Source organism: Chitinophaga pendula (assembly GCF_020386615.1).
GTDB lineage: Bacteria > Bacteroidota > Bacteroidia > Chitinophagales > Chitinophagaceae > Chitinophaga > Chitinophaga pendula.
Genome location: NZ_CP077769.1, coordinates 900,416 through 917,060, shown reverse-complemented (window position 1 = coordinate 917,060; position 16,645 = coordinate 900,416). Strand labels below are relative to the sequence as shown.

The window sequence follows — 16,645 nt, the reverse complement described above, 5'->3', positions numbered from 1 at the left end:
TTTAGAAGGCTTAGAAGGAAAGGCTGATATTAACACCGAAGCTGCGGGTGGCGGGTAGCAGTCCGGATTCTATTCCCTGGTAGTTACTGGTACCGATGGCTGCTTCCGGATCTACGGGAAGTTTTCGTTTGCCTATGCCCGGTATATCGAGTGTGGAGCGGCCGCGATAGAAGAAAAAGAGGTTACGGCCGGTGAGTGATATTCTTGCCTGTTTCACAAATTTATTGTTCAGTTCAAAATTATATCCCAGTGCCAGTTCTCTCAATCTGAAGTTGGTAGCGCTGTAGGCGAAGAACTGGGCGTAACCGTTACGACCACTCTGTGATACGTTGGTCCATAGTTTTTCGGCATTGATAGTGGTGGTATTGTTAGTGCCATCGGCCACTACGCCAGGCAATACCAGGCCGCCATCGCGGTGGTTGGTGGTATAGTCTCCGAGGCCATAGTATGCGAGGAATGCGTCGGTGCCTGAGACTAATATCCCTCCTACCCTGCCATCGACGAGCACGTTCAGATCGAATTGTTTGTATTGAAAGCGATTGCTCCATCCCAAGGTGAAGTCGGGGTTGAAGTTGCCCAGTTTCTGCAAGGTATTGGTCATGACCGGCAGACCTGCGCTGTTCACCAGGTATTGCCCTGTTTTCTCATCTTTGGCCCAGGTGCGGTCGTAGATATCTCCGTATGCGCCGCCAGGTCTTATCAGCAGGCTACCCAGGATGTTGGAAGGTGAGAGGCTGGTTTCGTTGATGCCATCGAGGAGGGAGATCACTTTATTTTTATTGCGGGCGAAGTTGACCGTAGTATTCCAGGTGAAGTTCTTTTGTTTGACAGGTGTACCTGTCAGTACTATTTCTATACCCTGGTTCTGTATGTTACCTACATTGACATATTGCTGGTTGAATCCTGTTGCCTGTGGTACGCCGATGAATATGAGCTGATTGATGGTATTGGTTTTATAGAGGGCGAGGTCGACGCCGATACGATCATTGAGGAAGCGCCAGTCGAGGCCTACTTCATAGGATTTAGTCTGTTCGGGTTTGAGATCGGGGATATATTTCAGGTTATCCCGTGAAATGAAGCCATTGCCGGTGCCCTGTGAGTAGCTGTATGCCTGCATGAGGAGGTACGAGTCGGCATCATTACCGACCTGGGAGTAGGTTGCCCGTACTTTCCCGTAGGTGATCCAGGCAGGCAGGTGGACCATATCTGATACGACGGCAGACAGTGCTACTGACGGGTAAAAGTAGCTATGTGGTGCTGGCAAGGTGGAGGACCAGTCGTTGCGGGCGCTGACATCGAGGTAGAGGTATTGCCGGAAGTCGAAGGAGGCGCTACCATAAACGGATTGAATTTCCCTTTCGAAGTCGATGACTGCGAATGCTGGTGTGGCGGCGAAGTTGAGATGAAATCTATTCGGTACGACCAGACCGTTGGCCAGCGATTGTTTGTTGGCGCCACGGCGGGTCATTACGGCGGCGCCGAGGTTATAGCTGACGCCGATATCTCCTGCGATCTTGTTGGCGCCGCTCAGGAGTACATCCATATTACGTTCCCACTGGCTGATGGTGCCTTCGATATATCGGCCACCCGGTGCGATGGGCATGGCGAGGGTGCCTTCGTGGTAGCTGCCGGTGATTTTATCATCATAGCGGTCAAGGCTGTATCGGCCCTGAATATTGAGCCAGTCTGTCAGTTTATATTTAGCGGTTCCGAGGAGGATGACCCTGTTGCGGTTTTCATTGAGGCTGGTACGGTTGACATCCCAGTATGGATTGACATAGATGGAGGAGTTGGTCCAGTAGACGGGGATGGGTTTGCCGGTGGCATCGAAACGTTCATACATTTTGAGTGAGTCGGGGCTCATATCGCGAGGCATGATGAGGGCTTCGTTGGCGATGCCGTTGTCTCCCAGGCGTGGTTTGTTTTTGATCTTCTGATCGAGGTAGGTCACTTTCACATCTGTAGTGAGACGAGGTGTTACCTGAGCGTTGAGGCGGAGGTTAAGGGTATGGCGTTGGAGGTTATTACCTGCTATGATGCCGGTGTTGGCATTATTGGTATAGGAGGCATATCCTCGTAGTTTTTCTGAGCCCCCTGATATGTCTATTGAATTATTGATGGAGGTGCCGGTATTATAAAAGCTTTTTACGTTGCCCGGGTATGTTTTACGCGGGGCGCCCCAGCTTTCTGCGGCGGAGGGGGCGTATGTTCCGCCATTTCCTCTGCCATAGGTATTTTGGAATTTCATGAGGAGGTTGGGTTGATCGATGGCGAAGCCGCCGTTATAGTTGACGGACATGGCGCCTGATTTACCTGATTTGGTGGTGATGATCAGGGCACCGTTGGCGGCGCGGCTGCCATATAGTGCGGCGGCGGCCGGGCCTTTGAGTACGTTGATAGATTCTATGTCCTGCGGGTTGATATTGGAAGCGCCATCGCTGCCGGAGTAGCTGCTGCCGGTGCTTTTGGACTGAGTAGCGATGGTATTGACGGAGCCGCCGCCGCCGGCTTCTGTGGACATGGTGTTGTCTACTGGTACGCCATCGATGACGATCAAGGCGTTGTTGTTGCCGGTGAGGGAGCGGTTACCACGGAGTACGACCCTTACTGCGCTACCCGGGCCGGTAGCGGCGGGAGTGGTAACGATACCTGCGACTTTTCCGCTCAGGCTATTCATGATGTTGCCATTGGGATCTTTTACGGCTACGAGATCGGCACCTTTGAGTTGTTGGGTGGCATAGCCTAATGAGCGTGTCTTGCGTTCTATTCCCAATGCGGTTACGACTACTTCTCCGAGGTTGGCGGTGGTTTGTTGCAATTTGATCGTCAGGGAGGAGTTACCAGTGATGTTTACTTCTTTTTTGTCGTAACCCATAAAGGAAAAGACCAATATGGCATCTGGTGAGGCAGTGATGGAGAAGTTTCCATTAGCGTCGGTGGCGGTCCCTTTTGTTGTCCCTTTAATACTCACGCTGACGCCGGGAAGGGGCGTACCTGCTGTGGCATCTTGTACGACACCTTTTATTGCTCCCTGGTCCTGAGCGAGTCCGGGCAAGGAGAGTGTGAGCAGCAGCAGCAAGAGATATAAGCATTTGTTGGTTGGATACATACATCTTTTCATACGAAGAACAGTTTATAAATGATCCCCTTTTGGTCGTGAATTACAGTACTCCAAAGTACAATTGACAGGAAGGAACATCAAATAAATCAGCGAGAACGTTACCGAAAACGCGGGGTATATGACGGATGTCAGCTATGCGGAACGGTTGTTTTTGATTATATTTAAGTATTTACCAATTGGGGGAACAAGAAGGATGCGTCGTCATTTTGCCACTATCAAAGACATTGCACATGCCTTGAATATTTCCGTGTCAACGGTATCCAGGGCGTTAAGGGACACTTATGATGTGAATGCCGAGACCCGGCAGATCGTGTTGGAAAAGGCTGCGGAATTGAATTACAAGCCGAATTTCAATGCGATCGGGTTAGTGCGTAACCGTACGCATACTATGGGAGTGTTGTTGCCGGAGATCACTAACTATTATTTTTCCACTTTATTTACGGGGATACAGGAGGTTGCTTATGCTGCTGGGTATAATCTGATCTTATTCGTGACGGGTAATGATGCGGATCGGGAGGTGGATGTGGTGCGTAATTTATCGCTCAGCAGTTTGGATGGGTTGTTGGTATGTGTGTCTTCGCAGGCGGATTCGGAGCAGCATTTTCAGGAGGTGATGGACAATGGGATACCCGTAGTATTTTTCGACCGTGTTGCGGCGCATATTGCTACGTCGAAGGTGATGCAGGATGATTATAACGGTGCATTTGAAGCGACGACCCATTTGTTGCAGAACGGTTATCGTAAGATTGCGCATATTGCGGGGCCTGAGGGGCTTACTTTTACGCAGCGGCGGCTGAAGGGTTACCTGGATGCGCTCCGGCAGTACAAGTTGCCGGTACGGCCGGAGTGGATCGTTCATTCGGGGTTTACGCAGGATCACGGGGAAAATGACCTGGAGCAGTTATGGCTATGCGAGGATACGCCTGACGCAATCTTTGCGGTGAATGACCGGAAGGCGGTGGGAGCTATTCTAGCATTGAAGAGAAAGGATATACGGGTGGGCAAGGAAGTGGGGGTGATCGGGTTTACGAATGATCCTGTTGCGGCGATTGTTTCGCCCTCTCTGAGTACGATTGCGGAGCCAGCTTTTGAGATCGGCAAGATCAGTTGTCAGTTATTGCTGAAGCATATACAGAAGAAACGATTTGAGCCGGAGGAGGTGGTATTGCCAGGGAGGTTGATCGTGCGGGAGTCGAGTGGACGCGGATGATATTATACTATGCTAAAATAAATATTAGTTTACTAAATTGCCGAAATTAACCCATATTGCAACTATACCTTTAGAACGTCAACAATTGGAATCAACAAACCAAAATCAGGACCCACAGCAGTTAAAGCGGGGTTTACAGAACAGGCACATTCAGCTGATCGCGCTGGGTGGAGCTATTGGAACGGGATTATTTCTGGGCATAGGTCCAGCTGCTGTATTGGCAGGCCCATCCGTTATCCTGGGTTATGCGATGGCCGGGATCATTGCTTTTTTCATTATGCGTCAGTTGGGGGAGATGGTGGTGGAAGAACCGGTATCCGGCAGTTTCAGCCATTTTGCGTATCGTTACTGGGGTAGTTTTGCCGGTTTTGCATCGGGATGGAACTACTGGATACTATATATCCTGGTGAGTATGTCGGAGTTAACGGCTATTGGCGTGTATGTACATTTCTGGTGGCCGGAGGTGCCGTTGTGGGCATCCAGTCTCTTTTTCTTTGTGGCTATAAATGCGTTAAATCTCAGTTCTGTAAAAGTATACGGAGAAGCGGAATTCTGGTTTTCTATTGTGAAGGTGGTCGCTATTATTGCGATGATCGTATTTGGTATTTATCTGCTGTTCAGTGGCAGTGGTGGTCCACAGGCTACGGTAGCGAACCTCTGGAATGACGGTGGCTTTTTCCCTAAAGGGTTACTAGGTTACGATGGGTCGGGCGGCTACCAGGGGTTATTTTCTGCTATTGCGCTGATTATGTTCTCCTTTGGGGGATTGGAGCTGATAGGTATTACGGCTGCTGAAGCGGACAAACCAGAGAAGACTATTCCGAAGGCTACCAACCAGGTGATCTATCGTATCCTGATCTTTTACGTAGGTGCTTTGATCATTTTGTTCTCCTTGTCTCCGTGGAAGAGTATTACAACGGATAGTAGTCCCTTTGTGATGGTGTTTGACAGTCTGAAGGGTTTCCAGTTCTCGCTTTTCGGCAAGACTATTTATTTCACCAGCCTGATTGCGAATGTATTGAACCTGATCGTGTTGACAGCGGCGTTGTCTGTTTATAACAGTTGTGTATATAGTAACAGCCGTATGTTGTTTGGGTTGGCGGAACAGGGTAATGCGCCCCGTTTTCTGTCGAAGCTGAACAACAATCATGTACCGGTGAATGCGATCCTGGTATCGGGGTTGTTTGCGGCGATCTGCATTATTGTGAATAAACTGATCCCGGAGAAGGCTTTGGAGGTATTGATGTCGCTGGTGGTGTCTTCTTTGATTATCAACTGGTTGATGATCAGCGTGGTGCATTTGAAGTTCCGGAAGGTAAAGCAGGAGGAGCAGGTACGTACGAAGTTTCCTTCTTTTATCTACCCGTTGTCGAACTATATCTGTCTGATCTTCCTGGTGGGTATCCTGGTGCTGATGTGGATAACCGGTATGAAATTGCCGGTGGAGCTGATCCCGGTGTGGGTATTGTTCCTGTATATCTGTTTCTGGCTGATCAACCGTCAGCGGCGGCAGGTGCAGCAGGTGTAGCGGATAAAAGATATTCCTGTAAAGGCCACTCTAAAGAGTGGCCTTTTTTAGTGTATTGAAAGCTGTATATTCGCGGCATTATGCACATCGTTAATGAACGTACGAAAGGCTTTATCAGCATCATCTTTGTGATGTTAATATGGGGCAGTTCGTTTTCTGTTACCAAGCTGGTGGTGCAGGAGGTTTCCCCATTTGTGCTGGCCACCCTTCGTCATCTGATTGCCAGCGCTGTATTGTTACCCTTTTTTCTTGCCAGGAGACGGAAGGTTCGGCACGCATTACCTTACGGGCATTTATTGCTGATGGGGTTGAGTGGCATTACGGTTTACTACTGTCTTTTCAATTCGGGTATGCGGTATATATCAGCATCCAGTGGTGCGATGATAGAAGGGTTGATCCCGGTAGCGATTGCTATACCTGCGGCCCTGATACTCAAGGAGCATCTTTATTCAAAAACCATTACGGGAATCGTTCTATCGGTGATCGGCGTTATACTGGTGGGTTTTGTCGGTAATGCGCAAAAATCCGACAACGGGCTGCTGGGCAGTGCGTTGATGGTAGGGGCGGTATGCCTGTGGGGTGCTTATACGTTATTATCCAGAAGTCTGAAGAACATGGATACGATATTGGTTACCAGTGTGAGTACATTCTTCGGGACCCTGTGTTTGTTGCCTATGTTCTTTTACGAGCTTTACCAGCATGGGATGCCTACTATTTCTGCCGGGGCGTGGGCAGGTATGACTTACCTGGGGCTTTTTGCTTCTGCCCTTGCTTATTTTCTGTACAACCGGGCGTTAGAGAGCCTGCCTGCTGCGCAGGTGGGTAATTTCCTGAACCTGAACCCGGTGATAGGTGCCGTTATTGCTTTTATCTTCCTGAAAGACACTTTTACTGGCTGGCAGTATGCTGGTAGTGTGTTAGTGATAGCTGGTATCTGGCTAAGTGCCAGGTCTGCGAAGGCTAAGCGTTAGGTTTACCATTATTATCATAGAAATATACGGCATTTGTTTTCCAATCTGAAATTCAGCCACGTTGTTACCAGGTGTAACGGGCAGCAATACGACTTTTCCTCTTGCCCATTTGATAGCCTCATTCAGTTGGTTTTCAGGGATGTTGAAAGCGAAGTGGTAGGTCGCATCGGTATCGTTGACCAGTGAGAAGGTGAGTATGGAGGTTCTTACCTGGAAGGCAACGCTGTCCTGGCTTTATTGAGTGGCTTTATTGAGTGACTTTATTGGATAAAGTTAACACAAGTCAATTAATGCTACGTTCGCTAACTAAGCTACTGTAAGATATTGGTTAGTGTTCCGGTGATATCTTATAATTAACAGGTGATGTTAGCCAGGCAATAACACCTGGCTAACCTATTGTTATTATTATTCTTCTCCCCCATTTTTCATTTTCATCAGGAGCGCGTAGGCGTTCTTAGTTACTACCTGTTTGTGATCGAGTGGTGTTCTTATTTCCGTGTAGCCATCGATGGTATTACCTGTTTCTACGGGTGTCATGGTGAAGTGACCATTACCGGCGGCGACGAACAGGAAGGGTTGGTTTTTCCATTTCACGACGGCATCGTCGGGGACGGCGGTTGCGTTGCCGTTGCCCAGTTCGATGGTAGCGTTCATGAACATGCCTGGCAGGAGGCGTTTGTCCATGGTTTCGAAGTGGCAGTGTACTTCTCCGGACCGGTCCTGGTTGACATTAGGTGTGATGAGATGGACTTTCGCTTTATATACCTGGTCAGGCTGATCGTTGGTATAGCAGGTAACGAGTTGTCCCGGTGAGAGGCGGAACAGGTCTTTTTCGAAGACGGTGAGACTTAAGTGCAAGTCGGCCGGGTCTATCAGTTCCAGCAGGATATCTGTAGGACTTACATAGCGGCCGGTGTTGACATTCACTTTGGTGACATAACCGCTGATAGGTGCATAGATGCTGATCTGCCGGGAGATGGAGGCATCGGATAGTTTATCCGGGTTGATGTTGATAAGTTGCAGTTTTTCTTTTAGTGCGCTGACGATGGCCCGTTGGCTTTCGTATTCGCTTCTTACTTGCTGGAATACTTTATCGCTGTTTGTTTTCGATTCGTTGAGTTCTTTCTGGCGGGCGAAATCTGTTTCCAGGAAGTGCAGGCGGCTTCTGGCGACCAGGTAGTCCTGTTGGAGCTGAATGTACTGAGGATCTTCGAGGGTGGCCAGTATCTGACCTTTGGAGACCTTCATGCCCGGCAGTAAGCGCATGGTCTTAAGATAGCCACCCATGGGCATACTTACGGAGACGATATTCTGCGGAGGTACGTCTATTATGCCATTGACCTTTAGTACGGCATGCATGGCTTTGGTTTCGGCTGTTTTCAGTTCTATGCCAGCTGTTTTCATCTGTTCCGGTGTTAGTGCAACGGAATTACTATCCGGGTGAACGGCGGTGGCGGATTGTTCTTTTTTTTCCTGTTGTTGTTGTCCGCATGCGATCAGGAGGCCGCAGCTGGATATGATAAATGCTAGTTTGCGCATGATCTCTGATTTTGAATTAGTTGATACCGCTTATTCTCTCTACTGTGAATGCGGCTTCATTTACCCGGCTGATCGTTTCGTAGTAGAAGGCATTGACCTGCAGGGATTGATTGACGAGGATAACCCAGTCGAGGTATCCTATTTCTCCTCCTGCCATCCGTTTGTCTGCGGCGGTGATGATACGTTTTGCATTGTCGAGTAGCTGGGATTGATAGGTCTGAAGCAGGTTTAAGTTGCTGCTATATACCTGTAATGCATTTTGTAAGGCGACGGCCATTTGCTGGCGGGTGGCATCCAGTTCCTGTTGTTGCTGAATGGCCTGAACGCCGGCGGCTTTGGCACGTGTGCGCTGTCCTACGGTGATCAGGGGGATGCCGATACCTGCGCTGACACCGGAGAATCGTTCACTTCCTCCGAAGTACTTCTCTTCACTGCCAATACGCTGGTAGCCGATGATGCTCATGTTGGTGTATCCGAGATTGAGTGTGGGGAGGAGGCGACTTTTTTCCAGTTTACTTTCCTGCCAGCTACGGTTGACCATTTGTTGCTGCCATGCTATTGCCGGTGTGTTGGACAGTAAGGCGGTATCCGGTAATAGCGGGAGGCGATATACCAGGCTGTCCTGCTGGGGCAGGATGTCGGCGGTAGTATTCAGCAATGCATGAAATTGCTGTAAGCTGGTCCTATAATCCGTACGCAGGAGTTCCAGTTGGTTGGCGATCTGTGCGCGTTGGTTGACGGCGGTGGTTTGTTCGATTGCGTCGGCATCCCCTGTTTTGAACCGCAGGGATGTACGCTGGAGGAAACCTTTGTACAGGCTATCGGCGGTTATGAGCAGCTGTTCACGTTGTTCCAGTACCAGCAGTCCATAGAACAGTTGCTTAACGCTGGCTTTCAGTTCTGTTTCCCGCCAGCGGGTATTGATACGGCTCATGTTGATGTTTGTTTCGTTGATTGCATGCTGCCGTTTATATACTGTCGGGAACTGGATGTTTTGTGCTATGGAGAACTTGTTGTCGTTGGCAACGCTGTTGAGTTTACCATACTCAACGCCCAGGATGGTTTTATCGAAGTCGAGGTGACTTTTTCCCAGGGCCTGATAGTATTGTTCTCCTGTGCGGGTTGCTTTCAGCTGGAGGTTTTGTGTCAGGGCTATATTGACGGCCTCCTGCAGTGATACTCTCTGTTGTGCGTGCAAGGCGGGCGGGATGGTCAGGCAGCCTAATATGAAGATGCCGGTGGTGATATGGGGTGCTGGTTTGAAGTAGCCGAATCCTTTTTCGAACAGGATGTATAATACTGGTAATACGAATAGTGTAAGTAAGGTGGAGATGATGAGGCCACCTATTACGACGGTCGCCAGTGGTTTTTGTACTTCTGCGCCGGCGCCGTTGCTGACGGCCATGGGGATAAAACCCAGGGAAGGTACTAATGCGGTCATGAGGACGGCTCTTAGTTTTGACTTGGTGGCGTGGATGACTATTTTGCGAACGTCGTCCCATCCTTCTTTTTTTAGGCGGTTGAATTCGGATACCAGTAGTATGCCATTTAGTACGGCTACTCCGAAAAGGGCGATAAAACCAACGCCGGCGGATATGCTGAAAGGCATTCCTCTTATCCACAATGCGAATATGCCACCTATTGCTGACAGTGGGATGGCGGTATAAATCAGGAGGCCTTGTTTAACGGAGCTGAAGGCGAAGTATAGCAGCAGGAATATCATGAGTAATGCGATGGGTACTACGATGGACAGTCGTTCGCGAGCTGCGGTGAGGTTTTCGAAGGCGCCACCGTATACCACCTGGTATTCTGGTGATAGTTTGAGTTGTGTGGCGACCTTTTGCTGCAGTTCTGTTACGATGCTTTGTACATCGCGTCCGGTGACGTTGAATCCGACGATGATCCTGCGGCGGGTGTTTTCCCGTTGTATCTGGTTGGGGCCTTCTATTTCGTTTACAGCGGCGACCTGTTCCAATGGTATCTGTGTACCATTTGCGGTGGGGATAAGGAGGTTACGGACATCGGACAGATTTTGGCGGACCTCATCGGCGAGGCGTACGACCATATCGAAGCGTTTTTCTCCCTCATATACGAGGCCGGTGCTTTGTCCGGCGAAGGCGGTATTGACCACGCGGTTGATGTCGCTGACGTTGAGGCCGTACCTGGCCATGGCATCGCGGTCGTAGTTGATGACTACCTGGGGCATGCCGGTGACGGTTTCCACATACAAGTTGATAGCGCCATCGACGGTTTTGATGATGTCTCCCAGGCGGTTGGCATAGTGTGCCAGGGAGTCGAGGTTTTCGCCGAATATTTTACATACGACGTCCTGGCGGGCACCGGTCATCAGTTCATTAAAGCGCATTTGTACCGGGAACTGGAAGCCGATACTGACACCGGGGACAATGGATAGTTCTTTGCTCATTTTCTCTGACAGTTCATCGAAGGAATGTGCGGAGGTCCATTGTTTTTTGTCTTTCAGGATGACCATCATATCGCTGGCTTCCAGTGGCATGGGGTCGGTGGGTATTTCGGCAGAGCCTATTTTGGTGACTACTTTTTCTACTTCCGGAAACTTTTGCAGGAGGATGCTGGCTGTTTGTTGAGTGGCTTTGATGGTGGTATTGAGATTACTACCGGTGAGCAGCCGGGTCTCTACGGCGAAGTCGCCCTCTTCCAATTCGGGGATGAACTCTCCTCCCATTACTGCCAGCAGCCATACGGCGATGGCGAGTAATAAGACGGTGGTAGCGATGATGCTTTTAGGGATGCGTAATCCTTTTTCCAGCAGTGGCTGATATCTTCTTTCCAGCCAGGCCATCGTGCGATCGGCGAGGGATGGTTTGTGCGATATCTTTTTGCTCAGGCATAGTGCGCTCATCATGGGTACATAGGTGATAGAGAGCAGGAAAGCTCCGAGGATGGCGAATGCGACGGTGAAGGCCATTGGTTTGAACATCTTTCCTTCTATACCCTGTAGTGACAATATCGGAATGTATACGATGAGGATGATGATCTGGCTGAATACGGCAGATTTTATCATGGTGCTGGTGGAAGCGTTTACTTCTGCGTCCATGGTGGCCTGGTCGAGGCGCTGTATTTGTCTGAAGTGTTTGGAATGGGAGAATCGATGTAGGATTGCTTCTACTACAATCACGGTACCATCTACGATGAGGCCGAAGTCGATGGCGCCGAGGCTCATCAGGTTACCTCCTACTCCGAATTTGTTCATGAGTATGACGGCGAAGAGCATGGACAAGGGTATGACGGAGGATACGATAAGTCCTGCTCTGATATTGCCCAGAAAAAATACCAATACGAATACGACGATGAGTGCCCCTTCGACCAGGTTGGTCTCTACGGTGCTGATGGCGTTGTTGACCATTTTGGTACGATCGAGGAAGGGTTCTATAACGACTCCTTCGGGTAATGTTTTCTGAATGGCGGCTACTTTTTCTTTTACTCTTTTGATGACGGCGGAGGAGTTTTCTCCTTTGAGCATCATGACGACTGCGCCGGCTACTTCGCCTTTATCATTGAAGCACATGGCTCCGTACCTGGTGGCGGCGCCAAGTCTTACGGTGGCTACGTCGCGGATGAGTAAGGGCATTCCATTGCTGAGAGTGCGGACGACGATCTTTTCGATGTCTTCGATGCTTTTGGTGAGGCCTTCGCTGCGGATATAGAGTACGGTGGGGCCTTTTTCTATATAGGCGCCGCCGGTATTCTGGTTATTTTTTTCGAGGGCATCGAACACATCGGCGATGGTGATATTGTTTGCTTTCAGTTGTCCGGGCCGGACGGCTATTTCGTATTGTTTAAGCTGGCCGCCGAAGCTGCTGACATCGGCTACGCCCGGTGTGCCCAGTAGTTGTCTGCGTACGACCCAGTCCTGGAGGGTACGCAGTTCCATAGGGCCATATTTGCCTTCGTAGCCTGCTTTGGGGCGTACGACATACTGGTAGATCTCGCCAAGTCCGGTGGTGACCGGGGCCATTTCGGGGGAGCCGATGCCGGCGGGTATTTGCTGTTGTACTTGTTGGAGGCGTTCGCTTATTTGCTGCCTGGCCCAGTAGACGTCGGTATCGTCGTTGAATACGATGGTGACGAGGGATAGGCCGAAGCGGGAGAAGCTACGGATCTGTTTCAGTCCAGGTATGTTACTACAGGATTGTTCTATCGGGAAGGTGATGAGGCGTTCTACATCGGGGGCTCCCAGTGATGGGGAGACGGTGATGACCTGTACCTGATTGTCTGTGATATCCGGTACTGCGTCGATTGGCAAGCGGGTTACTTCGAAGAGTCCCCAGCCTATCAATCCCAGTACAAATAGTCCTATAACCAGCTTATTCTTTACAGAAAAGCTGATGATCTTATTCAACATGGCTTTCTTTCATTAAATCGATGGGAGATAAATGCACGTTCACACCTGGTTGGTGGCAGGTGGCAATAAAATTTACGGGAGGGTTATCCTACTTTGGGAGGGCGGAAAAGGGAGGAGAGTGCAGGTTCCGGCAGGTATTGATCTTTCAGCACGGGGTAGTGTATTATGACCGGGCTGTTGGTTTGTTGTTTGACGGTAATGGTTCTTGCCAATGGGACGTAGGAATGCTGGAAGGCATGTACGTCTACACTTTTGTAGGGCAGTTTGATATCTCGGTCGTCATCATTGTCATCTATATCATGGCCCCAGTAGTGGATACAGAGGAATTCCATGACGCCAATGCTGGCATTGCGTTGTTGGTGTTCATGATAGTGCACGAAGAGCATGGGACATTTGAGCAGCTGATTAAGGCCGTTGTCGTGCAGTATAAACACTAGGAATAATATGTATGCCCCTATTTTTTTCACGCGGGGCAAAGATAGAAATTCCCGATCTAAAGGGCGATTATTTTTGATGAGGTGTATATTTGTCTGTGCGGGGCCCTGACAAATTTCCCGACCGATATGATCTCAGCCATTGACCAGGAACGATATATACATCATTTCAGAACGACATTGGAAAGTTATACTCCTATCAGTGCGAGTACCTGGTTGGCGGTGGCAGCGCTGATCCGTTTTCAGGAGGTGAAGCGGGAGGAAATATTATTACGGGAGGGGCAGATAGCGCGACAGATGCACTTTATCTGTAAGGGGATATTGCGGGCTTACCTGACGGATGATAACGGTAATTTTTATAATAAGAATATATTCTGTGAGGGGCGGTTTGCAGCCTCGAAGGCTTCTTTATTGCGGCAGGCTCCTTCTCAATTCAGTATTGATGTATTGGAGGATGCTATACTTATTAACCTGGACTTCAGTACTTACCGGCATCTAATACAGACGCGGGATGATCTGAAGGATTTTTACATTGCGTATCTGGAGAAAAACTGGGTGATAGAGCGGGAGCAGCGGGAGATATCGTTGGTGATGGAAGACGCCACGACCCGTTATCTGAAGTTACTGCAGCAGTACCCGGACATTGACAAGCGGGTGAATCAATTCCATATAGCGGCGCATCTGGGTGTTACCCCGACACAACTTAGCCGGATCAGGAGCCAGCTGAAAAAAAACCGGTAAATCAACATATGTAAACGGTGGGGTGTAATGCTCCTCTTACTTTTGTGCGACTTACTATCATTTTTACTGTTACGGCAAGGGATGTACTCCGGTATGGTACCGGTCTGATTGGTCATTGTCAGGGCCAGCAGCGGGGCATCTATTGTCCAAACAAAAACAATTTTATGCAACTTATTGATCATTTGAAATGGCGTTATGCTACTAAAAAGTTTGACCCCAGCAGCAAGATCCCGGCTGCTGATCTGCAACAGCTGCAAGAGGCTATTCAGTTATCGGCCTCTTCTTTTGGTTTACAATTATATAAGGTATTGCTGATCTCGGACCCTGTGTTGCGGGAGGCGTTGCGGGCGGTATCGTGGGGGCAGGCGCAGATTACGGATGCGTCTCACCTCGTCGTGTTTTGTCATTACACACAAGTGGATGATACGCATGTGGATGAGTACCTGCAACTGACTTCGCGGATGCAGTCGGTGGACATTGGTCTGCTGGCGGATTATGGAACGCTGATGAAAAATATGATCGCGCGGCAATCTATCACGGAGCGACATCAGTGGACGGCGAGGCAGACTTACCTGGCATTAGGTACGTTGCTGGCCGCCTGTGCGGAGTTGCGGATCGATGCATGTCCGATGGAAGGATTTGACGCTGCGGCATATGACAGGATACTGGGATTGACGGAGCAAGGGCTTCATGCCACGGTGATTGCGACGATCGGTTATCGTTCGGGGGACGATGTTACGGCGAAAGCGATCAAGGTAAGGAGACCATTGGAACAATTGTTTGAGTTACGTTAGTCCGTTAACGATATGTCACATCTTATCCTTTTATTATTAGCCTTCACCGGTGGTATTTTCCTCGCTTTACAAGGCGGTCTGAATGCGCAGCTGGGGGTGTTGTTACGGCATCCTTTGCTAGCGACGGTAGTGGCTTTTTTTTTTAGTACTTTTTTTGCATTATTGCTGGCGGCGGGTCAGATCAGGCAGTTGCCTTCGCGGGCTGTATTACAGCAGGTGCCTGTCTATATGTGGTTTGCCGGGGGATTTTGCAGTGTAGTGGGAATCAGTTTGTATTATTATACTATTCCCAAGCTGGGGGTAGCTACGATGATCTCGCTCGGGCTGTGCGGACAACTTATATTTGCGGTGGTGGCTGGTCACTTTGGCTGGTTACATCTGCCTATGGAACCGCTTACTATTAAAAAAACAATCGGTGTTGTCGCTATTATCGGCGGCATCTTATTAATCAATATCAAATGAAATCGCATTCCACACTCTCTGAATTAAATATAGTAAACCTGACCAGCTTGTGGCAGGCTGCGGGCGCTCCATTTGGCGCCAATCATACGGGCGATGTTTACCACTATACACAGGTTGCTGATTCTGACTGGCCGAACCGGTTTTGGTTAAAGCCCGGTGCGGATAATGCGGATGATATTGCTACTGCTATTACCGCATTTAATGAGCTCCCCGGTTACCTGACTTTTCCTTACTGGGACCTTGAAAGGCGGGGTCATGACCTGTTGCTGGCGGAGGCGGGGCTGGTGCAGCGATTTGCGCAAGCGGGGATGACGATGCCATTGACCAAAGCCTATGCTACTACTTTCCAGCTTGATTTTGAGCAGGTAACGGATGCGGCGGCGGCCCGGTTGTGGGCGGATATTTACCCGAAAGGTTTCGGATATGTAATCGGTCAGCAGATACCTACGGCGGCGATGGAGCAGATCCAGTTTTACCTGGCGCGTTATGACGGGGAGCCGGTAGGTACGGGGATGTTGTACAATACGGGAGATATTGCCGGCATACACGGGATAGGTGTGATACCCGAGATGCGCAGGCGCGGGTTTGCGGAAGAGATCATGCAGTTTGTGATCAATAGGGCATTGGAAGACGGCGCCCGGTATGCCGCTTTACAAGCTTCGCAGATGGGCAAAGGGCTTTATCTGAAGATGGGCTTTGACGACCTGTTTGAGATACGCAACTACCGGCCGGTGACTTTTTAAATCAATCAATAAACGGTAGCAGCTGCCGGCTGTCGGGGATATAGATCTGGCGGCCGGCGGTGGTGACGATACCTGCTTCCGCCCATTCGTTGAGGACTTTGAATAAGGTCTCATAGGTGGTGCAAGCGAAGGATGCGATGTCCTGTTTGCTGAGGTTCCCTAATAAGCACCCCTTTTCATCTTTACCGAACAGCCGTTCCAGCGTGAGGAGGCTATCGGCGATACGACCTTTTACGTTACGATGCACAATATTTCGCATATGTTGTTCTGCCTTCTGCAGTTCGTCGGCATATAGTTGCACCATTTTATAAGCCAGTTCATGATTGACCAGTAAGGTGGTGCGGAAAAATTCCGGTGAGATAAAGCAAGCGGTCACTTCTTCCACCGCTGTTGCTGAGACCGGATAAATAGCGGCGCTGCTCATGCCGCGGTGGCCCAGCACCTCTCCTGCTGCTACGAATTTCATGATCATCTCTTTTCCTTCGTCGCCCCATTGTTTATGCACTTTGACTTTTCCATTGTGGATAAAATAGCAACCCTCGAAGGCATCTCCCTCCTTAAAGATGGCAGCACCTCTTTTGAAGGACCTGATCCTGGCATGGGAGCGGATGGCATCTTTCCATTCGGGTAGACTATGTTCACACAGGAAACAATTCGGGTGATGCTCCATATCTTACGTTCTTAAAATATTGCTAAAACAATATTTTATTCAGTTTTT

The 16,645-nt window shown here is 49.5% G+C and carries 12 protein-coding genes; 7 read left to right on the top strand and 5 right to left on the bottom strand.

The annotated features are described in order from the left end of the window. Positions 1-10: 10 nt before the first annotated feature. A complete protein-coding gene (locus KTO58_RS03640) occupies positions 11-3,121 on the bottom strand; it encodes a SusC/RagA family TonB-linked outer membrane protein (protein WP_198315029.1) in 3,111 nt (1,036 codons plus the stop codon). Between the two features lie 193 nt (positions 3,122-3,314). Between KTO58_RS03640 and KTO58_RS03635 the strand changes: the two genes are divergently transcribed. The 3 genes from KTO58_RS03635 (at position 3,315) to KTO58_RS03625 (ending at position 6,830) form a co-directional block, all read left to right on the top strand. Further along, positions 3,315-4,331, top strand: coding sequence for a LacI family DNA-binding transcriptional regulator (locus KTO58_RS03635; RefSeq protein ID WP_095840692.1), 1,017 nt, complete (start codon positions 3,315-3,317; stop codon positions 4,329-4,331). An 85-nt stretch (positions 4,332-4,416) separates the two neighbouring features. Further along, complete coding sequence (locus KTO58_RS03630; protein ID WP_225860039.1) at positions 4,417-5,859, top strand: amino acid permease; 1,443 nt, start codon at positions 4,417-4,419, stop codon at positions 5,857-5,859. Between the two features lie 80 nt (positions 5,860-5,939). Beyond that, entirely contained in the window at positions 5,940-6,830 is an 891-nt protein-coding gene (locus KTO58_RS03625; protein ID WP_095840694.1) for a DMT family transporter, read from the top strand. Positions 6,831-7,235: 405 nt separating this feature from the next. Here KTO58_RS03625 and KTO58_RS03620 read toward each other — a convergent pair whose 3' ends face one another. The 3 genes from KTO58_RS03620 to KTO58_RS03610 form a co-directional block, all read right to left on the bottom strand. Further along, positions 7,236-8,369 (bottom strand): efflux RND transporter periplasmic adaptor subunit, encoded by a 1,134-nt coding sequence (locus KTO58_RS03620; protein WP_095840695.1) that lies wholly within the window; start codon positions 8,367-8,369, stop codon positions 7,236-7,238. A gap of 16 nt (positions 8,370-8,385) precedes the next feature. Further along, complete coding sequence (locus KTO58_RS03615; RefSeq protein WP_095840696.1) at positions 8,386-12,753, bottom strand: CusA/CzcA family heavy metal efflux RND transporter; 4,368 nt, start codon at positions 12,751-12,753, stop codon at positions 8,386-8,388. 83 nt (positions 12,754-12,836) lie between these two features. Further along, the gene (locus KTO58_RS03610; RefSeq protein ID WP_157753208.1) at positions 12,837-13,187 is read right to left on the bottom strand and encodes a hypothetical protein; all 351 of its coding nucleotides are present in this window, start codon (positions 13,185-13,187) and stop codon (positions 12,837-12,839) included. A 129-nt stretch (positions 13,188-13,316) separates the two neighbouring features. On the opposite strand from KTO58_RS03610, the gene KTO58_RS03605 reads away from it, so the two are divergent. The 4 genes from KTO58_RS03605 (at position 13,317) to KTO58_RS03590 (ending at position 15,927) form a co-directional block, all read left to right on the top strand. Then, a complete protein-coding gene (locus KTO58_RS03605) occupies positions 13,317-13,928 on the top strand; it encodes a Crp/Fnr family transcriptional regulator (protein WP_095840698.1) in 612 nt (203 codons plus the stop codon). A gap of 164 nt (positions 13,929-14,092) precedes the next feature. After that, positions 14,093-14,722 carry an NAD(P)H-dependent oxidoreductase gene (locus KTO58_RS03600; RefSeq protein WP_095840699.1) on the top strand — a complete coding sequence of 210 codons (630 nt, stop codon included), beginning with the start codon at positions 14,093-14,095 and terminating at the stop codon, positions 14,720-14,722. Positions 14,723-14,734: 12 nt separating this feature from the next. Next, positions 14,735-15,184: a DMT family transporter gene (locus KTO58_RS03595; RefSeq protein WP_095840700.1), complete on the top strand. Its 450-nt coding sequence runs from the start codon at positions 14,735-14,737 to the stop codon at positions 15,182-15,184. Further along, positions 15,181-15,927, top strand: coding sequence for a GNAT family N-acetyltransferase (locus KTO58_RS03590; protein WP_225860038.1), 747 nt, complete (start codon positions 15,181-15,183; stop codon positions 15,925-15,927). Before KTO58_RS03595 ends, KTO58_RS03590 begins: the two co-directional genes overlap by 4 nt. A gap of 1 nt (position 15,928) precedes the next feature. Here KTO58_RS03590 and KTO58_RS03585 read toward each other — a convergent pair whose 3' ends face one another. Next, complete coding sequence (locus KTO58_RS03585) at positions 15,929-16,597, bottom strand: Crp/Fnr family transcriptional regulator (protein WP_095840702.1); 669 nt, start codon at positions 16,595-16,597, stop codon at positions 15,929-15,931. Between the last annotated feature and the right edge of the window lie 48 nt (positions 16,598-16,645).